21 protein-coding genes are annotated in these 21,345 nt (G+C 60.6%); 11 read left to right on the top strand and 10 right to left on the bottom strand.

The window, feature by feature from the left end:
- Window positions 1-15 precede the first annotated feature (15 nt).
- The 9 genes from L6D74_RS02360 (at window position 16) to L6D74_RS02320 (ending at window position 8,426) form a co-directional block, all read left to right on the top strand.
- Window positions 16-1,410, top strand: coding sequence for a TIGR01777 family oxidoreductase (locus L6D74_RS02360; RefSeq protein WP_236187583.1), 1,395 nt, complete (start codon window positions 16-18; stop codon window positions 1,408-1,410).
- A gap of 9 nt (window positions 1,411-1,419) precedes the next feature.
- Complete coding sequence (locus L6D74_RS02355) at window positions 1,420-3,870, top strand: PEP-utilizing enzyme (protein ID WP_236187582.1); 2,451 nt, start codon at window positions 1,420-1,422, stop codon at window positions 3,868-3,870.
- A complete protein-coding gene (locus L6D74_RS02350) occupies window positions 3,867-4,379 on the top strand; it encodes a hypothetical protein (protein ID WP_236187581.1) in 513 nt (170 codons plus the stop codon). Before L6D74_RS02355 ends, L6D74_RS02350 begins: the two co-directional genes overlap by 4 nt.
- Window positions 4,380-4,465: 86 nt before the next feature.
- Complete coding sequence (locus L6D74_RS02345; RefSeq protein WP_236187694.1) at window positions 4,466-4,897, top strand: hypothetical protein; 432 nt, start codon at window positions 4,466-4,468, stop codon at window positions 4,895-4,897.
- A gap of 28 nt (window positions 4,898-4,925) precedes the next feature.
- On the top strand, window positions 4,926-5,471 hold the full coding sequence (locus L6D74_RS02340) for a hypothetical protein (RefSeq protein ID WP_236187580.1): 546 nt from the start codon (window positions 4,926-4,928) through the stop codon (window positions 5,469-5,471).
- On the top strand, window positions 5,458-6,306 hold the full coding sequence (locus L6D74_RS02335; protein WP_236187579.1) for a tetratricopeptide repeat protein: 849 nt from the start codon (window positions 5,458-5,460) through the stop codon (window positions 6,304-6,306). Before L6D74_RS02340 ends, L6D74_RS02335 begins: the two co-directional genes overlap by 14 nt.
- Window positions 6,303-7,382, top strand: coding sequence for a tetratricopeptide repeat protein (locus L6D74_RS02330; protein WP_236187578.1), 1,080 nt, complete (start codon window positions 6,303-6,305; stop codon window positions 7,380-7,382). Before L6D74_RS02335 ends, L6D74_RS02330 begins: the two co-directional genes overlap by 4 nt.
- Entirely contained in the window at window positions 7,379-7,978 is a 600-nt protein-coding gene (locus L6D74_RS02325; protein WP_236187577.1) for a lysozyme inhibitor LprI family protein, read from the top strand. The genes L6D74_RS02330 and L6D74_RS02325 overlap by 4 nt, the downstream gene beginning before the upstream one ends.
- Window positions 7,979-8,000: 22 nt before the next feature.
- Window positions 8,001-8,426, top strand: a complete 426-nt coding sequence (locus L6D74_RS02320) for a hypothetical protein (protein WP_236187576.1) — start codon at window positions 8,001-8,003, stop codon at window positions 8,424-8,426.
- A gap of 58 nt (window positions 8,427-8,484) precedes the next feature.
- On the opposite strand, the gene L6D74_RS02315 is transcribed toward L6D74_RS02320, so the two are convergent.
- Window positions 8,485-8,853 (bottom strand): DUF6124 family protein, encoded by a 369-nt coding sequence (locus L6D74_RS02315; protein ID WP_236187575.1) that lies wholly within the window; start codon window positions 8,851-8,853, stop codon window positions 8,485-8,487.
- Window positions 8,854-9,441: 588 nt separating this feature from the next.
- Here L6D74_RS02315 and L6D74_RS02310 point away from each other — a divergent pair.
- The gene (locus tag L6D74_RS02310; protein ID WP_096817262.1) at window positions 9,442-9,825 is read left to right on the top strand and encodes an SCP2 sterol-binding domain-containing protein; all 384 of its coding nucleotides are present in this window, start codon (window positions 9,442-9,444) and stop codon (window positions 9,823-9,825) included.
- Between the two features lie 96 nt (window positions 9,826-9,921).
- On the opposite strand, the gene L6D74_RS02305 is transcribed toward L6D74_RS02310, so the two are convergent.
- The 6 genes from L6D74_RS02305 to exbB form a co-directional block, all read right to left on the bottom strand.
- Window positions 9,922-11,322, bottom strand: coding sequence for an aminoacyl-tRNA deacylase and HDOD domain-containing protein (locus L6D74_RS02305; RefSeq protein WP_039765182.1), 1,401 nt, complete (start codon window positions 11,320-11,322; stop codon window positions 9,922-9,924).
- Window positions 11,323-11,401: 79 nt separating this feature from the next.
- Window positions 11,402-13,477 (bottom strand): ATP-dependent DNA helicase RecG, encoded by a 2,076-nt coding sequence (gene recG, locus L6D74_RS02300; protein ID WP_074689971.1) that lies wholly within the window; start codon window positions 13,475-13,477, stop codon window positions 11,402-11,404.
- Window positions 13,478-13,486: 9 nt separating this feature from the next.
- Entirely contained in the window at window positions 13,487-14,416 is a 930-nt protein-coding gene (locus tag L6D74_RS02295; protein ID WP_007954418.1) for a hydrogen peroxide-inducible genes activator, read from the bottom strand.
- Between the two features lie 268 nt (window positions 14,417-14,684).
- On the bottom strand, window positions 14,685-15,431 hold the full coding sequence (locus L6D74_RS02290; protein WP_064600428.1) for a TonB family protein: 747 nt from the start codon (window positions 15,429-15,431) through the stop codon (window positions 14,685-14,687).
- Window positions 15,428-15,856: a TonB system transport protein ExbD gene (gene exbD / locus L6D74_RS02285; RefSeq protein WP_039765185.1), complete on the bottom strand. Its 429-nt coding sequence runs from the start codon at window positions 15,854-15,856 to the stop codon at window positions 15,428-15,430. Before exbD ends, L6D74_RS02290 begins: the two co-directional genes overlap by 4 nt.
- Window positions 15,857-15,862: 6 nt before the next feature.
- Window positions 15,863-16,816, bottom strand: coding sequence for a tonB-system energizer ExbB (gene exbB / locus L6D74_RS02280; protein ID WP_064600426.1), 954 nt, complete (start codon window positions 16,814-16,816; stop codon window positions 15,863-15,865).
- Between the two features lie 188 nt (window positions 16,817-17,004).
- On the opposite strand from exbB, the gene L6D74_RS02275 reads away from it, so the two are divergent.
- Window positions 17,005-17,862 (top strand): SDR family oxidoreductase, encoded by an 858-nt coding sequence (locus L6D74_RS02275; RefSeq protein ID WP_236187574.1) that lies wholly within the window; start codon window positions 17,005-17,007, stop codon window positions 17,860-17,862.
- A gap of 139 nt (window positions 17,863-18,001) precedes the next feature.
- Here the strand turns inward: L6D74_RS02275 and L6D74_RS02270 are convergent, their stop codons facing one another.
- The 3 genes from L6D74_RS02270 to spoT form a co-directional block, all read right to left on the bottom strand.
- Entirely contained in the window at window positions 18,002-18,742 is a 741-nt protein-coding gene (locus L6D74_RS02270) for a putative periplasmic lipoprotein (RefSeq protein ID WP_007954437.1), read from the bottom strand.
- A gap of 70 nt (window positions 18,743-18,812) precedes the next feature.
- The gene (locus L6D74_RS02265) at window positions 18,813-19,193 is read right to left on the bottom strand and encodes a RidA family protein (protein ID WP_003229509.1); all 381 of its coding nucleotides are present in this window, start codon (window positions 19,191-19,193) and stop codon (window positions 18,813-18,815) included.
- A gap of 24 nt (window positions 19,194-19,217) precedes the next feature.
- A complete protein-coding gene (gene spoT, locus L6D74_RS02260; protein ID WP_007954439.1) occupies window positions 19,218-21,323 on the bottom strand; it encodes a bifunctional GTP diphosphokinase/guanosine-3',5'-bis pyrophosphate 3'-pyrophosphohydrolase in 2,106 nt (701 codons plus the stop codon).
- Window positions 21,324-21,345 lie beyond the last annotated feature (22 nt).

Here is a 21,345-nt window from a genome sequence, read left to right as displayed (position 1 = left end):
CGCTCAGGACACGGAATGCCAGCCCCCTCTTTCTCTCTTCGCTCCGCGATGGTGCTTTGGCTGTATGCCGCGGCAATCGTGCATGTGCTCGCCGGTCTCACGCTGACCTGGGCCGGCCATTCCGGATTACTCGACGGCTATCTTCACACCCTCGAACTCGCATTCTGGGGCGCCGATGCGGTTCCTGCCGCCGGCCACGAGCAGCAGGTGTGGTGGCTCGCACTGTTCGGCGCGACGCTGCAAAGTTATTCGCTGTATATGCTCGCGTTGGTGCACCTCGGCAACCGTCTTAAAGCTCCCGCAATTTGGGGCTGGTTGATGGCTGGCATCCTGTTATGGGCGCCGCAGGACATGTGGCTTTCAACGAAAAAACAGGTCTGGTCGCACTTGTGGCTCGATGGTTTTGCGCTGCTGGTCCTGTTGCCGCCGCTGATCTGGTTGCTGCGTCATGATCGTCGGTCATCCCCGCCAGAAAGGACCGTGAGCAAGTCCAACCCGTTTGTCGGCGGCGCCTACAAGCGCGTGCTGATCACCGGGGGTACCGGGTTTATCGGTGAAGCCGTGGTCAATCAGTTACTCGACGCCGGCCACACGGTCAGCGTGTTGGCGCGGGATCCGTTGAAAGCGGCGAACCTGTTCAACGGTCGTGTTCGCTGTGTGCGGTCGTTGAGCGAACTTGGCTGCGACGAACCCTTCGACGTGGTGATCAATCTGGCCGGCGCACCGGTTGCCGGGCCTCGCTGGAGCCCCGCTCGGCAGGCGCAACTGCTCGCCAGTCGGGTCGATACCACCGAAGCCTTGATGACCTGGCTGAAGCACACGAGCCATAAACCCGCGCTGTGGATTCAGGCCTCGGCCATCGGTTTCTACGGCGTGCGCGATGCCAGCGAAAGCCTCGATGAACAGGCGAGCAAGGGTGACGGTTTCATGGCCGAACTCTGTGCGCGTTGGGAGGCTTCAGCGCAACCCGCGACGCAGTTTGGCGTGCGTCAGGTGGTGCTGCGCCTCGGCGTGGTGTTCGGGCCGGGCGGTGCGTTGTTGCCATTGCTGATTCCGTTCCGCCTGGGCTTCGGCGGGCGCATGGGCGACGGTCAGCAGACCATGAGCTGGGTGCATCGCGACGATGTGATTCAGGTGATCGCTCGATCCTTCCACGATGAAAATTTGCGCGGCACCTACAACATGGTCGCGCCCGAAACGGTCAGTCAGGCAGCGTTCGCCGAGAACGTCGGCAAAGTCCTCAATCGTCCGGTGTGGTTCCACATTCCTGCAGCGCCGGTGCGTGCGTTGGCCGGGGAAATGGCTCAGCTGTTTTTCGACGGTCAGCGTGTGGTGCCGCGGCGTTTGAACGAGGCGGGCTACACGTTCCGCTATCCGACCCTCGACGCCGCGCTGCGCGATCTGGCCTGAGGATCGCCCATGAGCAAGCCCCTGATGTACCTGCTGGCCGGCAACGGCAGCGCCGCCGATTGGTGGGATGACTCGCTGCCGCATTTTCAGCGTTACACCGTGGTGCCGCTGGAGCTGCCGGGCTTCGGCGCCAACCCGCAGCCCCCCTGCGAGGATCTGGCGGCTTATGCGCAGACCTTGTTGGCGATGACGCAAAAGGGCAGCGCGATCATGGCCGTCGGGGTCAACGCGTTGCTGGTGCTGCATGCGCTGCAACGTCGGCCCGGGCACTTTTCTCGCAGTGTGTTGCTGGCGCCGGTTGGCGCCTTTTTGTGGCAGCGCCGATTGCCGGCGCTGATGTCACCGCTGCCATTCCGCAAGTCCATTCATTGGCTGCTGTCGAACAGACCCACGCTGTTCGCGCGCAAGTTCTCCAACCAGACCTGGACGCCCGCGCAGTACCAGCGCATGGGCGCCGGTTATGCGCGCTGCCGTGCGTTTGTGCCGCACTGGGATCTGATCCGTGCCGACACCGCGCTGCCCTTGCTGGAGTGGATCACCGACCCGGTCGAACTGGTCTGGGGCGATCAGGACAAGGTGCTTGGCATCGAACAAGCGGCGGCATGGTCGGCGATTCTTGCGCGCGCGGATCTGACCATCAGCCTCAAACCCGGTTGGGGTCATTACCCGTGGATCGACGCGCCCGCGCAGTTTGCGCAGTGGCTGGAATCGGACGAGCGCGGGTTTGTCGCGCACACCAAGGGCGGGCGTTTGCGTCTGGCGGCACTGGCCCGGCAACCGGTGCCTGCGGCGCTGACCCTCAACGATTGCAACGATCCGCGACTACCGGCCTTCCTCGCCCTCCAACCACAGGCGATCTGGGCGGTGCGCTCCTCCAGTTACGGCGAAGATCAGGCCGACTCGGCGAATGCCGGTTTGAGCACGACCTATCTGCGCGAGCCGGCCGCCAACGTGCCGGCACGCATCGCCGAGCTGACAACCGAAGGTGTCGAGGAAGTGGTTGTGCAGCGCTTCATCACGCCGCAGGTGTCGGGCATCGCGTTTGTGCGTCATCTGTCGGTGGAACTCGAATGGGTTGAAGGCCATCTTGAGTCCCTTGCCGATGGTCAGATCAGCCCGGAACGGGCGACGCTTTCGCGGCTCGGCGATGCCTGGCGCAGCGGCACGTTCACGGCCGCCCATGGGTTGACCGAAGACGTGCTGTGGCGCTTTCTCCAGGATGTCTTGCGGGTGTTTCACTATGTGCCGGGCGATGTCGAATGGGCCTGGGACGGTACGCAACTGTGGCTGCTGCAATACCGGCCGATCAGCGACTACGGCTGGCGCCGGCACCTGACGGCCGCCAACATCGCCGAGATCCTGCCGCCGCAACCCAGCGTGCTGGTGGAGTACGCCCAGCGCCGGGCCGCCGCGAGCATTCCGGCGATCATGGCCCGTTGGGATGCGCGGGTGTTGCAGGACAACGAGCCGTTCACGGCCGTGTTTGGCGGTGCGTCTTACATCAATAACGACCTGTTTCTCGCACGTTTGCGCGACTGGGGCATCAGCGCCAGCAACTATGCCGGTGAAGTTGGCGGCGCGACTCCGCATCTGCCGTGGCGACCGCTGCGGATGTTGCGTTCGCTGCCGTTGTTTTTGCGCATGCAACGTATCGCTCGCGGTCATTTGCTGAGCCTTGAGCACGGCTTGCAGCGCTTCGACCGGGAGCTGACCGACCTCGTCGCCCAAGGTGCTGACGGTCAGCAACTGGCCGACTGGTTCACCCGGTTCTATGTGTTCGTGGTGCAGGGCAATTTGTGCATCGCCACGGCGCTGGCCAGCAGTGGCGGGGACTGGCTGGGCCGACCGCCCACCGCTTACGACAACCTGGAAAACAGCCCCCATCGACTGCCGTGGGAGACCGATCCGGCCACACCTCGACCCGCGTCGAGCGCGTTGCCATTACAGGCGTTCCCGCAATGGTCAGGGCTGATTCGCCTCGCTCATTCAACCGGCCTGCCGGGCCTGCGTGGTTACTACCTGCAAGTGCGCGAGTGGTATCGCGACAACCTGATGCGCATCTTCTTCCGCCTGCATCACGCCATGCCACTGGCGGATCGCGAACATTGGTTTGCGCCGCACCCGGACATCCGCACGCGCGACGGCAGCTTCTGGCAGGACGGCCGCGAAGGTGCCGAACAAGCCACCGGATTCATGATTTACCCGGGGCAGGTGCGGGGCATTCTTGGCGAAGACATCTTGCTGGAAGACACCCTCGATCCAGGGCGTCACGCGCACTATCAGGCCGCGCGGGCGGTGATTGCGCGGATGGGTGGGCGGTTGTCGCATGGTTCGACGTTGTTGCGGGAACTGCGCAAGCCTTCGGCGGTGATGCCGCAGGTGGATCTGGCGTGGATCGGGTGCGAAGTGTTGTATCGGGATGGTGAGCTGGAATTGATGAATTCGAAGGATGTGAAGTGAAGCGACTGTCGTTGATGTGTATGGCCTGGTTGCCGATGGCGAGCATGGCGATGGATGTGTGCAATTCCGAGTCTGATACCAAGCACTTTCTCTCTCAGTGGTCAGAGAGTCGAGATAACAAGCCTGACGAAATACTTTCCGGCCTCCACAAGGACCAATTTTCTGTGGAGTACGGCAAGGTTGTGTACCGCGGTGATCTCAATGACGACGGTCAGGAAGACTTCATTTTCACCTCCTACTCAAGTCGCGGATCAGCGGGTGACTCAACCTTCGCCTTCCTGATCCAGTGCCATGGTTACTTGAAGCATGTCGGTGGAGATTATTTCGCCAGAGTGAAGGTCTTGGATGGTCCGCCCAAGAACGGCGGAGACTTCAAAGACATCGCAATCTATTCCTACGTCAGGGATAAGCGCGACCAGATCAGTTACATGGGAAAAGACGCGTTAACTCGGCGTCATCTATGGCAATTCAACCCGCAGACACAGCGTTATGAAGGTCAGTCCGAGTAGCCAACGGTTTCCCACTGCAGTTATGGAGTTAGTACTTGAAAGGATTTTCGATTGTTCTCGGCAGCTTGCTGTCAGCTGCCACTTCCATGGCATTCGCCGCCGATCCCGACTTCAAGGATTACGCCGTCACCCCCGTTTTCAGCGGCCCCAACCATGAGCCGGTGCAGCAAGAACAAAGCAACGCGGTCATGGACAGTACTCGGGCGAGGGCCCTGCAAGGCAAGGTCAACTTTGCCGGCCATTACATCCTGTACCGAGTCGGTTGTGGTGGCAGTGCCATTTGCGGCGAAGTGCTGGATGCGCGCACGGGGGAGGTTGTCGGCGGACTGCCGAACGCATACGACGGCAATGCGTTAAGCCTGTCAAACCGGCCTGATAGCCGTCTGCTCATTGTTTCCGGCATTGCGGCCGATACCGAAGAGGACGCGCAGGGTAATGAGCTGGAAAGCCGCTACAGGACCCGCTACTTCGAGTTTGTGAACAACGAGTTCCGGCTGCTGACGTTCAAGGATTTGTGATCGCCGCTGTTTGATTAAGGATGATTGGATGAACCATTTTCTCGCGGGCAGCCTTTCGCTGCTGCTCTCGCTTCCAGCTTTCGCCGCTCCCAAGGATGCCTACACCCAGCGCGATGTCATGCAATGTGGCGGTGTTGAAGTGGTGATGATGTCGTCCTGCCGATCCGTGACGGTGGATGACGCGGAAACCCACCTCATCCCGGTTTGCTCCGACCAGACGATCAACATTGGCGGCAAAGTGTTGCGGCGCAACATCGACAAGGTTTCACAGCTTACGTCTGACGGTAAGAAAGCGAAGATGCTGAGTAACGTGGTTGTGGCGATGGATTGTGTGAAAGGCACCAAGGGCAGTCTTGTTTCAATAGGCGGCTATGGCGGTTGCGGTGCCTGTCCTGAATGGCGCGGGTATTACTCGACAGCGGGACGATTGGAGCAATACAGCTTCGATAATACCCAGCGCTCATTTGGTTCGAAGGGTTCCTGGGAAGAGCTGATCAAGGCTTATGGCGTGACGAAGAGGCAGTTGCAGTCGGAAAGCCCGTCAGTGAAAAGGATCGACTATGGGCAGCCTTAAGTGGTTGATGATTGTCATGAGCCTGTTTGCTTCAGCCAATGCCTTGGCGGAGAACATACAGATCGTCGGGGTTGGCGGGCACATGTTGACGCTGAAGGATAAGAAATGGAGCAGGCCTGCTCCGGAGTCAGCGGTCGCCTCGTTTACCGCGAATGGCAAGACTTTTCCCCTCTATATTTCCGATGTTGGTACCGAAACGCATGACAGTTGGCTAAGTCCTGACAAGAAAACAGTTCTGCTTCTTCAGACTCTGTATGGCGTTGTCATTGGTCAAGAGGGTGAAGAGATTCCGACGGAGGAGACGGGTTGCGGTGTCATTTCGATGGAGACCGGTTGCGTACTAAGTGAGCACGTAGCCAGGTTTTGCGACGGCAAGTGGGAGGGCAATCGATGGACCTCCGGTGAGGGGGAGGTTCTTGACCTTGCCTTGACGACACCGTCTCCAAAGGATTTGTTGAATCGAGTCTCAAGTATTGAGATACCGCAATCTCGCGTGGAAGAGCTCGAATTCAATCTTCGCACTATAAGTCCAGACGCCTATATGGCTTGTCACCCACCGGCACGTAATGTTCAAGCTCTCAACGACCTGGCCTTCTACTTGGCCGAGGGCGGTAACGATGAACTTGCATTGACGTTCTATCGCGGCGTTGAGGCCGTCGGTAAACGCACAGTGCTGATGTTGAACATCGCCGACTCACTCTGGCGCCTTGATCGCAAAGACGAAGCGCAGCGTTATTACAGCCAGTACCGCGACGCGATGAGCGTGGACGGCAAGGCGCAGAAAATTCCAAAACGTGTCGTTGAGCGAATTGCATATCAGGAAATGAGAAATTGAACAGGATTGTTCGCTTTATCGTATTGAGCCTTGGGTTGATACTCACTTCATACGCACTCGCTGCGCCCCAAGTTCTCAAGGAAATCCCCGCAAGCCTGCTGGGCGATGGATCACGGCAAAACGTGTTCGTTCTGGCGGGAGATGCGGACGAGGCATCCAACCGGTTGTTGATCGCGCCGGCTCAAGCGCGCAATGAGGACATATTGCTCGATACGTCCAAGGCGTTGCCTCTGACGAAGAGTCAGTATTCGTCTGTGCTTCTGGATAGTTTCAGCGTTCGGGTTTTCAAAGGTCGGCCCGGTGCCTTGACGGTTGTGAGTCCACTGGAGGAAGAGGCCCTGGTCAAGCAGCGCTTCGTTGACGCGGGTGACTACATTACGCTGGTGACGATCGAGGAAGATAATCCGGTTTATAACTTCAATCTGTTGTTCACCTTCAATAACGGCTCAAAGCAGTTTGAGCTGAAGAAAGTGCTGCAAGTGGCCAATAACGACTCCTGCGATCGCTCGCTTGTGAGCGTAGCGGAGTTTCCAATTGAGACGTTGGGCCCAACCACTCTGGCTTCGTTCAACGGTCTCGAGGCGCTTAAAAAGTTGCGGGCTGCGAACGTAGGTGGCCCTCAGGGCGGTTATAAAAAGCTGATGACGGTCAGTTCTGCTGATCTGCTGGATATGGCGCTGGCAGCCTACCGAAAGGGTGATGACCTCTCCTTCAAGGATACGATGAGCTACGCGTTGATGGACGGTGGCTCGCATGACACTTGCCCGCCCGACAGCTACATCGTCGAAAAGTACTACTACCCGCAGTATCCCGGCTGGTCCAACGACTTCGGTTTTCTACTCGGCGAAGCGGGGTATTACGCCGAGTCGATTAAGTTATTGAATGCAGTGATTGCCAACAACCCGGACCGGACAGTTGCTTATCTGAATCTCGCTGATAGCTATTGGGGTGCGAACGATAAAGAGCGGGCATCGGCGGCGTACAAGCAATACGCATCGCGTATGTCGGACGCGGGAAAGGTTTCGAAGATTCCTGCTCGGGTAGCTGAGCGCAGCGCCGGAGTATCCGGATCATGATCAAACTCAAGGCGTTATTTGAATGGGTCGCGGGTGCTTCTTTGGCTGCATTGCTGGTTCCTGCGCATGCCCAGGAAACCTGCAATCCCGACAGCTTTTCCAATCCCGATTTGATCATTTGCGGTCAGCAGACTTTCGAAAAAGTCGACGCAGTGTTGAATGAGCAATACAAGAAAGCGCTGGTCAGTTTGGCGCCCGCCGACAAGAAGCAACTGACTGACGTGCAAAAGAAGTGGGTGCGCTTCAAAGAGGCGTATTGCGAGGATATTTATCAGTCGGCCTTGCCCGGTGCAGAGGCGCCCATCGAAAAGCTTGGGTGCCTGGTGCAAACAACCAATGCCCGGTTGGGGGAATTGGTTGCTCTGCAGACTGGGTTACCCCTGGACGGTTTTTATAAAGCTGCATCGGCCATGGCGGGGCAGGATCGAGAAAAAGGTCTGGTGGCTTCGATGGAGCGATTGGGGGGTGACAACTTCGATGATCCGTTGTGGCGGCAATACGTCGATGGGCACTGTGAAATGAGTGAGCGCGTGTTCCGGGAGGACATCGCTAACTGCGCAGTGCGAATGCGTTTTCAGTTGCCTCTGAATCGTTGAAGGAATGATCAGATTGATATCAATGCGAGTTTTATCTGCTGCACTGTTTGTTCTCTTTCCTATGGCGGCGCACAGTGAAGTCTCGACGGAGATTTATTGCTTCCGTTCGCAAGAAAGTGCCAAAAGCATCAATTTCGAACTCAGAACCTATTACGACTCCTTCTCCAAATGGAGCGGAGCGGCTGTCAGGTACAGCAAGTCGAAGAAGGCTATTTCTCTGGTGCATCGGAATACCGAGCAAGAAATTCTGGCAGAGGATCGTCCGTATCAGTTCACGACGACTTGGGTTGAGGTTTCGGAGGGCGCGCTGACGGGTGAGTATGAAATGGTCAGTCAGGGTGCCCGGGTCTATGGAATGACTTATACGAACTACAAAACCGGGAAGAAGTACTCCTTCGAACACGATTTCAGTATGGATTTCTCACCGGAGACGGGCTGTCAGTGGTGAGGAATTGGAAAGTTGGAAAAGGGGACTCAACGTCCCCTTTTTTCCGCCAGCAATTCAGCTACGGCTTGGCCTGATACTCCCGAAACTCAATGTGATCGAGCGTGCCTTCCACCATCAAGCGCACGCCGTCCGCCATTCTGCTCAGGCCCAGTGCCATTGAGCGGCGGGGGCCGTCGAGGTCGTCGGCCAGGTTGGCGGCGAAGGCGCTGATGGACAGGAGGTCTTCGGAGGCGTTGGCCATGAGGGCTTCGGCGTCGGCGTTGGGGCAGAGGGCGAACAAGCCACCCAAGCGTTTTGGGCGTGGGATGGTAGGTTTGAAATGGTGGTCGAGGGCGCGTTCGGCGGCTTCGTGGAGTTTCTTCGAATCGGGGGATTCGTAGGGGGAGGTTTCTGGTGTTTCTGGTGGATTGGGTGTTGGTTTGATCATGGATGTCATCCCTGGAGTTAAGACGCTGACACCGTTTCGCTTTGCACTTCGAAATAGGTGGCAGCTGTGCGTTGGTGTGCAAGACCGGTCCAGGTGCCCGGCAGACCCAAAGGTCTCCGACGCACAGCCGCCATAACGATCCGCGAGCATAGGAAAAGGCTCGGCGAAATGCCATTGCGATTGTGCACCTGAACCGGACTTGCACGTCCGAGTCACCGATTTTGCGGCGACACACAGAGGCTATCGACGATGGTCCAGTCTGCCTAGTTCATGGACAGCACCGCAGTTTGAAGGACATTTCCCAAGGATTTGCGAGGTAGAGGAACAAGAAACCACAGCCTTCGGCAGCTCCTACAGGAATGTGTTTCTTCAGGTGTAGGACGGGGGGATGGTGTGACGCGTAGCGTCACGGGATGCATTCCCACGCAGAGCGTGGGAACGATCGGGTTCAGGGGCTGGAATTCGTGACTTGGTAGTCATCTGGCAGGAAAAGCGCTGCATCGTCTTCTATCAGTCTTGGATAGTGGCGAATCCGTCCGAATCCCTTACACTCCCCCAGCCGTTCATTTTCCTTTTGAGGCTGTGCGCATGAAATTTCGTTTTCTTCTGTGGATGCTGGGTCTGTTGATGGGTAAGGCCAGTCGGACTAATCCTGCGTTCCAGCAGCAGTTGGGTGACAAGGATCTGGTTTTTCAGCTACAGACTCTGGACGGGAAAGTGGCGCGGCATTTCGTGGTGAAAGATCAGCGCATTACCAGCAAGTCTGGCGTGGTGGCGGAGCCGGCGTTTGCGATTGCATTCAAGGATGCGGCTTTTGGGTTTGCCACGATGCAGGCGAAGAACAAGCAGTTGGCGTTCATGCAGGGGATTCAGGACAAGTCGATCCAGCTCAAGGGCAATCCGGCGCTGGTGATGTGGTTTCAGGGGTTGATGAAGTATTTGAAGCCTAGGAAGGCCAAGCCAAAGGCTTGATGCGTTCAGTTGGACCGAGTTGGATTCATCGCGGGCAAGCCCGCTCCCACAGGGATCGCGTTGATCTTGTGGGAGCGTGGCTTGCCCGCGATGCTTTTAAGCCTGGCTGAACTGCGAAGCCAGTTCGCGCAGGAGGACTTCGGCTTCCAGGACTTTGCTGACAACGTCATTGGCCTTGTCGCGAGTCAAACCAACACGCTCCAGCAGCGCATCCGGGATGTCTTCATCCGGGCCGGAGCCGATCCCGCGACTGCGCAGCAGGCGCACGGCCAGGCAGACGAGGTTCGGGTATTCGGCGTAGGCGCCGTCGTAGTTCGGGTCGTGCTGGAAGCGCAGGGCGGTGGCCAGTTCGTCCGGCATGTCCCAGTAGCGCATCAGCCAGGAGCCGATCTGTTCGCGGCTGATGCCCAGCAGGTGTTGCTCGACATAGCTGTGGCACAGGTGCGGGTTGACCTCCAGGTGGCGGCAGATCAGTGAGAAGTGCGGCGGGAACACGTGGGCCAGCAGCAGGTAGCCGAAGTTGTGCAGCAGGCCGGCGAGGTAGGTCAGGCCGGATTCCGGGCGCTGGGCACGCGGCATGGCGCGGGTCAGGCCTTCGATGACGGCGGCGGTGTAGATCGACTGCTGCCAGTACGGCGTGGTGTGTTGCGGATGGTCTTTGGGCAGGCTCAGGGTCTTGCCGAGGGCCAGGCCCAGCGCCAGGTTGATCACCAGATCGAAGCCCAGCACGCGGACGATCGCGTCTTCCACCGAACGGATCTTGCCCGGCGAGGCGTAGTACGGCGACGCCGCCCAGCTCACCACTTGCGCGGCCAGCGCCGGGTCGGTTTCGACCACGCCGGTGATGTCGTCGATGGTGGCGTTGGGGTCGACGCGCAGCTTGATGATTTTTTGTGCGGTTTCGGCCAGCGGCGGAATCTCGATGGTCGCTTCCAGACGCTGCTGGATGCGCCGCGCGGTGAACGCCTGCACGGCCTGGGTGATTTCCTCGCGGTCATCGTCCGGGCGGTCGAGGTTCGGACGGATGCTGCTCAGGGCTTCGCCGAAGTTGGCGGCGCTGGCCTTGGTCAGCATGGTCTTGAAGTCTTCGCTGGCGATTTCCAGCAGCAGGCCCGGCTCGCCGGAGTTGATCAGCAACTTCGGCTCGCGCAGCAGGCCTTCTTCGTAGAGGCACGGCGAGCTGGTCAGCGCCGGCAGGCCCGGCAGCAGGCTCAGGCTGTGTTTGCCGAGCATCTTTTCCAGGCGCTCGGTGGACACGGCGGTCAGGCGACGGCCCGTCAGCTCGGCGAGGCGGTTGAGATCCAGCAACTGGCTCTGTGGAAACAGCACCATCAGCGCACCGACCGCGTCGTCCAGCAACACCGCCTGCACTTTGCGCGAGGCATTGAGGCCGTGGTGGTCGAGCACTTCTTCGTAGGCGACGCCCAGCTTGTTGAGCAGCAGCCGAATAACAGACGGAGCGTGCGGTGATTCGGGGGCGAGAGCAGCTTCGGTCATGGTCTGTATCCGTTTTTGAAACAATTGCAGGAGTATAACCAGCTTGGTTGGAACGAGCTGTCAGAAACTGCGACGGTGCTCACACTTGGCCGTATTGCTGCCCGTGTCGCAGCCAGCGGTCGAGCAACGGGCTGACGTGGGTAGGCCAGCGTTCGAGCAAGGCCTGGGCGGCATCGCGCACGGCGGGCAGCAGATCGGCGTCGCGCATCAGGTCGGCGACCTTGAATTGCAGCAGACCGGTCTGGCGGGTGCCGAGCATTTCGCCGGGGCCGCGCAGTTCGAGGTCTTTTTCGGCGATGACGAAACCATCGTTGGTCTCGCGCATGATGCCCAGGCGCTGGCGGCCGATCTGCGACAGCGGCGGATGGTAGAGCAGCACGCAATGGCTGACCGCGCTGCCCCGGCCGACCCGACCGCGCAACTGGTGCAGTTGCGCAAGGCCCAGGCGCTCGGGGTTTTCGATGATCATCAGGCTGGCGTTGGGTACGTCCACGCCGACTTCGATCACGGTGGTGGCGACCAGCAGTTGCAGGTTGCCGGCCTTGAATTCGGCCATGACGGCGGCTTTCTCGGCGGGTTTCATGCGGCCGTGGATCAGCCCGACCTTCAGCTCGCCGAGGGCGGCGGTCAGGTCTTCGAAAGTGGTTTCGGCGGCCTGACAGGTCAGCTCTTCGGATTCTTCGATCAGCGTGCACACCCAATAGGCCTGACGGCCTTCGGCGCAGGCGCTGCGCACCCGCTCGATGACTTCGACGCGGCGGGTGTCGGTGACCAGCACGGTGTTGACCGGGGTTCGGCCGGGCGGCAGTTCGTCGAGGATCGAGGTGTCGAGGTCGGCGTAGGCGCTCATCGCCAGCGTCCGCGGAATCGGCGTGGCGGTCATGATCAGTTGATGCGGGCACATGCGCCCGCCGACGCCTTTCTGCCGCAGCGCCAGACGTTGCTGCACGCCGAAGCGGTGTTGTTCGTCGATGATCACCAGCGCGAGGTTCTTGAACTGCACTTCGTCCTGGAACAGCGCGTGGGTGCCGACCACCATCGGCGTGCCGCTGGCGATCTGTTCCAGCGCGGCGACGCGGTTCTTGCCCTTGAGCTTGCCGGCCAGCCACGCCACGTCGATGCCCAGCGGTTCGAGCCAGCGCTTGAAGGTGATGAAGTGCTGCTCGGCGAGGATCTCGGTCGGCGCCATCAGTGCGACCTGATAACCCGCCTCAAGCGCTTGCAGCGCAGCGAGGGCGGCGACCACGGTTTTGCCCGCGCCGACGTCGCCCTGAATCAGTCGCAGCATCGGTTCGTGCTGGCTGAGGTCGTAGGCGATTTCGTTGCCGACTCGTTGCTGAGCGCCGGTCGGATTGAAGCCGAGGTTGGCCAGGTATTTTGCCGGCAGCTTGGTGGCTTTCGGCATCGCCGGCGCGCGCAGGGAGCGCATGCTCTCGCGCAGGCGTTGCTGGGACAGTTGATGAGTCAGCAGTTCCTCGAAAGCGAGGCGGTGCTGGGCCCAGTGATGGCCAAGGGCGAGTTCGTCGACGTCGGCATCGGCGGGCGGGTTGTGCAGGTAGCGGATCGCGTCGGCCAGCGGCGCCAGTTGATAGTCGCGGGCCAGTTCGGTCGGCAACCAGTCGGGCAGGGTGGATGGCTTAAGCAGGGTCAACGTCTGCATGCACAACTGACGCAGACGCGCCTGGGTCAGGCCTTCGGTCAGCGGGTAGACCGGGGTCAGGGTTTCATCCACCGGCGGCGGTTCGTCGCCGTTGATGGCGCGGTATTCCGGGTGGTAGATCTCCAGCCCCGAGGCGCCGGGCCGGGCTTCGCCGTAGCAGCGAATCCGCGTGCCGCGCTTGAGACCTTCTTTCTGCGCGTTGCTGAAGTGGTAGAAGCGCAGGCTCAAGCCACCGGTGCCGTCCTGCAAGCGCACGACGAGGCTGCGGCGTCGGCCCATGACCACGTCGGCGCCGCTGACGGTGCCTTCGACCACGGCGTCCTGCCCCGGCCGCAACGCGCCGATCGGCACCACGCGGGTGCGATCCTGATAACGCAGCGGCAGGTGGAACAGCACGTCCTGGAGGTTTTCCAGACCAACCTTGGCCAGTTTCTCGGCCATGGCTTCACCGACACCCTTGAGTGCGGTGACCGAGACCTGCGACAGCTCCGTCATGACGCTGGCTTAACCGGCCGTGACCGGCGCGGCAGGCTTGGCGACCGAGCACAGGCGAATGGAGTCGGCGAGGATCTCGATGGCTTTCGGCCGTGGGAAGCTGGCGCGCCAGGCGATGGCCACGGTGCGGAACGGCACCGGTGCCGACAACGGACGCACTTCGATCACGCCCGGAGCGTAGTGATGGCTATCTACCGCCGACAGCGGCAGGATCGAGATGCCCAGGCCGGACGCGACCATGTGGCGAATGGTTTCCAGCGAGCTGGATTCGACCGTGGTGTGCTTGGCGCCGTCGTTGCCCTTGGTCAGGGTCGGGCAGGCTTCCAGCACCTGATCGCGGAAGCAATGGCCCTCGCCGAGCAGCAGCAGGCTCTTGTCGTTGAGCAGCGCGGCGTCGATGGATTCTTTCTGGGTCCACGGGTGCTGGGCCGGCATCAGGACGTAGAACGGCTCGTCGTAGAGTTGCAGGGTCAGCACGTCGGCTTCGTTGAACGGCAGGGCGATGATGATCGCGTCCAGCTCGCCGTTGCGCAGTTTGTCGCGCAGCACGTGGGTGAAGTTTTCTTCGATGTACAACGGCATCTGCGGGGCGACCCGGTGCAGTTGTGGAATCAGGTGCGGGAACAGGTAGGGGCCGACGGTGTAGATCGCGCCGACTTTCAGCGGGGCGGTCAGCTGGTTCTTGCCGGCCTGGGCCAGTTCGCGGATGCCCTGGGCCTGCTCCAGCACTTTCTGCGCCTGGGCGACGATGCCTTCACCGACCGGGGTCAGGCGCACGGCGCTTTTGCTGCGCTCGAAAATCAGCACACCGAGTTCGTCTTCAAGCTTTTTCACGCCCACCGACAGGGTCGGCTGGCTGACGTGGCAACGCTCGGCCGCGTGGCCGAAATGCTGCTCTTGGGCGAGGGTAACGATGTAGCGTAATTCTGTGAGAGTCATAGCAAGCGTCCATGAAGATGCGGGCCAAGCATACCGGCTGCAATCGATAGACGCACGTTATCAGACTGAGTGATGAATGCGACACCGGGCAATGCCGGTTTGCCGTGGATGGATAAGCGAAAGGCACCTTGCGGTGCCTTTTGGGCCTGGTTCTCTCGGCTGAGCACTAAACCCTGTGGGAGCGGGCTTGCTCGCGAATGGGCCGTGTCAGTCAATATTGAGCTGACTGAAGCACCGCATTCGCGAGCAAGCCCGCTCCCACATTTGATCAGCGGCGTCTTTCGAGGGAGTACACAAACGGCGCAACGATTTCGATCGCGCCATTGGTCAGCATGTCGGCCGGTGGCTTGGGCAGCGGCTGGGCGCGGCGGATCATTTCCAGGGTGGCCCGGTCCAGATCGGCGTTGCCGGAGCGACCCACCAGTTCGAACGACAGCACGTTGCCTTCGCCATCGACCACGAAACGCAACCGGTTCAAGCCTTCCTTGCCCCGTGCCTGAGCACTGGCCGGGTACTTCTTGTACTTGGCCAGATGCGCGAGCAGGGTGCCTTGCCAGCTGGCCTTGGCGGCCAATTGTGCAGGCGACGGGCCCGGTGCAGGCTGGGCGGATTTCTCCGTCGGGGCCTGAGTCGGCTGGGTATCGGCCGGCTTCTCTTCGGACGGTTTCTCCTTCGGCGGATCGGGCAGTTTCTTCTCGATCGGCTTCGGCGGTTTGGGTTTCGGCTTGGGCTTCGGTTTCGGTACCGCGATCTCGGCTTTCGGCGCTTCGGCCAGTTTCGGGATCGGCAGTTCCTCAACCGGAGCCGGTGGCTGCGGTGGTGTGACGACTTTCGGCGGTGCAGGCGGTGGCGGGGCTGGAACCGGTGCCAGCTCGACCATCATTGCCTGCGGCGGCAATTCGATGGGCGGGCGGACGTTCCAGTTCAGCGCCAGCGCGATGGCCAGCGCGTGAACACCCAGCACCACGGCCAGGCTACCGCTGTAACGCGTCAGCTTATGGCGCGTGGTGATCATTTCTTGACTGCGCTCTCGAGTCCGACCAGACCGACCTTCAGGTAACCGGCAGCGCGCAGGTTATCCATCACGCTCATCAGGTCGCCGTAATCCACGCCTTTATCGGCCTGAAAGAAGATCGTCGTGTCTTTCTTGCCCTGAGTCTTGGCGTCGAGGACTGCGCCGAGGGTTTCGGCTTTCACTTCGTCATCGCCAATGAACAGGCGCTGGTCAGCCTTCACGCTGAGGAACACCGGTTTCTCCGGCCGCGGCGCCGGTTTGGCGGTCGAGGCAGGCAGGTCAACCTTGATGTCCACGGTGGCCAGCGGCGCGGCCACCATGAAGATGATCAACAGCACCAGCATCACGTCGATGAACGGCGTGACGTTGATTTCGTGGTTCTCGGCCAGATCATCGTCTGCGCCTTCTTTCAAATGCAGGCCCATGGCCGATTACCCCACTTTCACCATGTGCGGTTGCGAGCTGTTGCGCTCAGGCTGGTGGTCGAGGTCGCGGCTGACCAGCAGCAGCACCTGAGCCGACGCATCGGACACCTGAGCCTTGTAACCGGCGATGGAGCGGGCAAAGACGTTGTAGATGACCACGGCAGGAATCGCGGCCACCAGACCCAGTGCGGTAGCCAGCAGCGCTTCAGCGATACCCGGTGCTACGACGGCAAGGTTGGTGGTCTGGGTTTTGGCGATGCCGATGAAGCTGTTCATGATGCCCCACACGGTTCCGAACAGGCCGACGAACGGTGCGGTGGAACCGATGGTGGCGAGGACGCCGGTGCCGCTGCTCATGTTGCGGCCACAGGCTGCGACCAGGCGCTCGAGGCGGAAGCTGACGCGTTCCTTGATGCCTTCTTTTTCGCGGGCGTTGGTCGACAGGCGCATTTCTTCCAGCGCGTCGTGTACCAGCAGGTTGGCGAGGGTGCCTTCCTTCGCGGCGGTGGCGCTGGCCTCTTTGAGCGTGGCGGCTTTTTTCAGGGCGGCAATCTCGCCGCGCAGACGACGCTTGGCGCCCATCAACTCGAAGCCCTTGGCGATCCAGATGGTCCAGGTGATGATCGAGGCGATGGCCAGGCCGATCATCACGGCTTTAACGATCACGTCGGCGTTCTGGTACATGCCCCATGGCGACAGGTCGTGGGCCATGCCCAGGGTGTTGTCGGCTTCGAGGACTTCCGGCGCGTCGGCGGCGCTGGCGTCTACGGCCTGCACCGGGTCGGTCGCGGCCGGTGCGGCGGCCGGAGCGCTTTGCTCGGTGGCGGCTGGCGCGGCCGGGGCTTGTGCGTCAGCGAAGGCGGCGGCTGGCGCCAGCATCAGGCTGACCAGCAGGGCAGCCACGGCGCTCCAGGCGCGAGGTCGGTTGGTTGGCGAAGCGGAGTTTTGAATGCGTGTCATGCTGGCCGGACCTGAGATAGAAAAACGGTAATGCTCTTCCAGGCCTCGTGAGGCCGAGAACAAAAGTGGCGTGCATTATTGCAAGTAATTCTTGTTAACAAAAGTAATAGAGTTGCTTTTTTTCCTTGATTGCTAGCCGCTCGTCCCTTGCCGAGGCTAGTCTGTCGCTTTCCGATGGGAGATTTTTGATGTCCGCGCCTTCTGTTTTGATCGCCGGTTGTGGTGATGTCGGCAGTCGTCTGGCCACGCAATTGCTGGCTGCCGGCTTCCAGGTCTACGGCCTGCGCCGTGATATTTCACGTTTGCCGGACGGCGTTATCGGTGTGGCCGGTGACTTGTTCAATGAGGATTGCCCCGAGACGTGGCCGGTGGGCGCTATCGATTACCTGGTGTATAGCGCGGCGGCTACTGATCACGATGAAGCCGGTTATCGCGCGGCTTATGTGCAGGGTTTGCAGCATGTGCTGGGTTGGCTGAACGATTACGGTCAGGAGCCTGAGCGGTTGCTGTTTGTTTCCAGCAGCAGTGTTTATGGCCAGCAGAACGGCGAATGGGTCGATGAAAAGTCCGAAACCGTCGGTGCGGGTTATTCCGGTCGGGTGATGCTGGAGGCCGAGCAGGTTGCGCTCAACAGCGGCATTCCGGCGAGCATCGTGCGCCTGACCGGCATCTACGGCCCCGGCCGTGAGTGGCTGCTGACCCAGGTGCGTCGGGGTTATCGCGTGGCGGTCGATCCGCCGCTTTATGGCAATCGCATCCATGCCGATGACGCGGCGGGGTTGATGGCGTTTCTGCTGGAAGCGGCTCGCAAGGGCGGGGCGCTGGATGACATCTATATCGGTGTGGACGACGCGCCAGCGCCGCTGGCCGAAGTGGTAGCGTGGTTGCGCGAGTATCTGGGCGTTACCGAATGGTCGGAAGACGAGAGCGTGCGTCGCACCGGCAGCAAGCGTTGCAGCAATGCTCGGGCGAAGGCGCTGGGTTGGGTGCCGAAGTATCCGAGTTATCGCGAGGGGTATGCCGCGATTCTTGAGGGGCGCTGCTGACTTTCAGGCATTACAAAGTAAATGTGAGAGCGAGCCTGCTCGCGATGAAGTCATAACATTCAACATTGATGCTGACTGTCAGACTGCTATCGCGAGCAGGCTCGCTCCCACATGGGTTCTCTGTAGCTTCAGAGGCTGGTTATTGCTTCTCGAGCAACCACTTGCGCTCACCCGGGGTGAACTGCGGTTGTTCATCCGCCAATGCCGTGTTCACGGCCTGCAGGATTTCCAGCTCTTTGCCCTTGCGCACAAAGATCCAGTTGTTGCCCTGACCGTTCTGCTGCAACCACATGCTGTCGTTGCCGCTGCTCATCGACGCGCAATCGCCTGCGAGGCACAGCGCATAACGATCGGCACCCGGCAGGCCGGAGACTTGACCGTCCGCCTGGAATTGCACGGTGGCGCCTTCGCCTTGGCCGCTGGTGATCGTCCAGTTGCCGCCCAGATAAGCGGAATACAGCGCGCGTTCGAAGCTGGCGCCGATCGGTGCGCCCTCCGGCACCGGAATCTGCGCGCGGTCGAAGACCTGTTCCGGTTCGTTTTCGTTGGCGGCTTGTTGCAGTTGACCACCGTCACGTTTCAGCTCGCTGGCGGAGCTGCCATAGAAGTCGACTTTCCAGGCACCGGACTGTTCGCCGAGCAAGCGACCTTCGACGTTTTCGAAACCGTTGGTGTAGCGGGCCTGGCCGGCCTTGGTGTTGACGTCCCACTCCAGGTTCGGGCCGTAAGCCTGAAGCGCTTCGCGCAGGGGGCCGCCCTTGGCAGCGGCATCGATGGCGACCTGATTGATCCAGGTGCCGCTGATGTCACGGTCGGCAGGGTTGCTGGCGCAACCGCCGAGGAAAATGGCGAGCAGCGAGAGAGCAAGCGCTTTGCGCATGGTGGAATCCTTTCAAAACCTTTTCTTTACCGCAGAGCAGTCGGCGCGGCGTGAGGCCGCGCCGTGCGCATTACTCGATGACCAGAATGGCATCCATTTCAACCTGCGAGCCCTTTGGCAGGGCTGCCACACCGATGGCGGCGCGCGCTGGGTACGGCTGGTCGAAGTACTTGCCCATGATCTCGTTGACCTTGGCGAAGTGGCTCAGGTCGGTGAGGAAGATGTTCAGCTTGACGATGTCCTTGAACGAACCGCCGGCGGCTTCGGCCACGGCTTTCAGGTTCTCGAACACCTGGACGGTCTGGGCTTCGAAGCCTTCGACCAGTTCCATGGTTTTTGGATCGAGGGGAATCTGACCCGACATGTAAACGGTGTTACCGGCCTTGATCGCCTGGGAGTAAGTGCCGATGGCGGCCGGGGCCTTGTCGCTGGTGATAACAGTCTTGGTCATGTATGACTCCTTGTAATGTTTGAGTTATGCACGCATGCGGGTGATGCGGATCACCCCGGTCAGGGCGCGCAGTTTCTTGATCACGCGGGCCAGGTGCACACGGTCGTGGACGCTGACCACCAACTGGACAACGCTGATGCGACCATCGCGTTCGTCCATGCTGATTTTCTCGATATTGCCGTCGGCTGCGTTGACGCTGCTGGCCAGCAGCGCGATCAGGCCGCGCTGATGTTCCAGCTCGACGCGCAGTTCGACGTTGAATTCGCCGGTGACATCCTTGGCCCATGAGAGCTGGATGCATTTTTCCGGGTTGTGCCTGATTTCGCTGATGTTGCGGCAGTTGTCCAGGTGCACGACCATTCCTTTGCCCGCCGACAGGTGACCGACAATCGGGTCGCCCGGGATCGGCGTACAGCATTTGGCGTAGCTGAGGACCAGGCCTTCGGTGCCGCGAATCGCCAGCGGACCTTCCGGGCTTGGCAGTTGTTCGCCTTCGCCGAGCAGGCGGCGCGCCACGACGTAGGCCATGCGGTTGCCCAGGCCGATGTCTTCGAGCAGGTCTTCGATCAGTTCGAGGCGGTACTCGGTGAGCATCGCCTTCACGCGCTCGGCCGGAATCTGTTCCAGCGCGCTGTCGAAGCCGTTGAGCACCTTGTTCAGCAGGCGTTCGCCGAGGCTGATGGATTCGGAGCGGCGTTGCAGTTTCAGCGCGTGGCGGATATGGGTTCGCGCCTTGCCGGTGACCACGAAGTTGAGCCACGCCGGGTTCGGCCGTGCGCCGGGAGCGCTGACGATCTCGACCGTGGAGCCGCTTTGCAGCGGTTCGGACAGCGGCGCGAGACGACGGTTGATCCGGCAGGCGATGCAGCTGTTGCCGACGTCGGTGTGTACCGCGTAGGCAAAGTCGACCGCCGTGGAGCCTTTGGGCAGCTCCATGATCCGGCCTTTGGGCGTGAACACGTAGACCTCGTCCGGGAACAGGTCGATCTTCACGCTCTCGATGAATTCCAGCGAGTTGCCGGCACGTTGCTGCATTTCCAGCACGCCTTTGACCCACTGACGGGCGCGGGCATGGGTGCCTTTCGGCTGCTCGTCACCGCTGGATTTGTACAGCCAATGGGCGGCGATGCCGTTGTTGGCCATCTCTTCCATTTCGCGGGTGCGGATCTGGATCTCGATCGGTACGCCGTGCATGCCGAACAGCGTGGTGTGCAGGGACTGATAGCCGTTGGCCTTGGGGATCGCGATGTAATCCTTGAAGCGCCCCGGCAACGGTTTGTACAAATTATGTACGGCACCCAGCACGCGGTAGCAGGTATCGACCTTGTCGACGATGATCCGGAACGCGTAGACGTCCATGATCTCGTTGAAGGCCCGACGCTTGCCGCGCATTTTCTTGTAGATGCCGTAAAGGTGTTTCTGGCGACCGCTGACTTCACCCTGGATGCCGTCGATGGCGAGGCAGTGGCCAAGGGATTCTTCGATCTTGTTGACGATTTCCTTGCGGTTACCCCGGGCGCGCTTGACCGCCTGGTAGATACGCGCGGAACGCATCGGGTGCATCGCCTTGAAGCCGAGGTCTTCGAACTCGATGCGGATCGCGTGCATGCCCAGCCGGTTGGCGATGGGGGCGTAGATCTCGAGGGTTTCCTTGGCGATGCGTCGGCGTTTTTCGCCGGACAGCACTTCCAGCGTACGCATGTTGTGCAGACGGTCGGCGAGCTTCACCAGGATCACGCGAATGTCGCGCGCCATGGCCATGGCCATCTTCTGGAAGTTTTCAGCCTGGGCTTCGGCCTTGGTCTCGAAGTTCATCTGGGTCAGTTTGCTGACCCCGTCGACCAGTTCGGCCACGGTTTCACCGAACTGCGCTTGCAGCGCCTCTTTGGCGATACCGGTGTCTTCGATCACGTCATGCAGCATCGCGGCCATCAGGCTTTGATGGTCCATGTGCATGTCGGCAAGAATATTCGCCACGGCAAGAGGATGCGTGACGTACGCCTCGCCGCTGCGGCGGCGTTGGCCGTCGTGGGCTTGTTCGGCGTAGAAATACGCTCGGCGGACCAGGTTGACCTGGTCGTTGCCGAGGTAGGTCGATAAGCGATCGGCGAGGGCGTCTATGCTCGGCATGATGTCTCCTGCCGTAAGCTGT

This window comes from Pseudomonas pharyngis (assembly GCF_021602345.1).
GTDB classification, from domain to species: domain Bacteria; phylum Pseudomonadota; class Gammaproteobacteria; order Pseudomonadales; family Pseudomonadaceae; genus Aquipseudomonas; species Aquipseudomonas pharyngis.
This window is presented reverse-complemented; position numbering and strand designations above follow the sequence as displayed.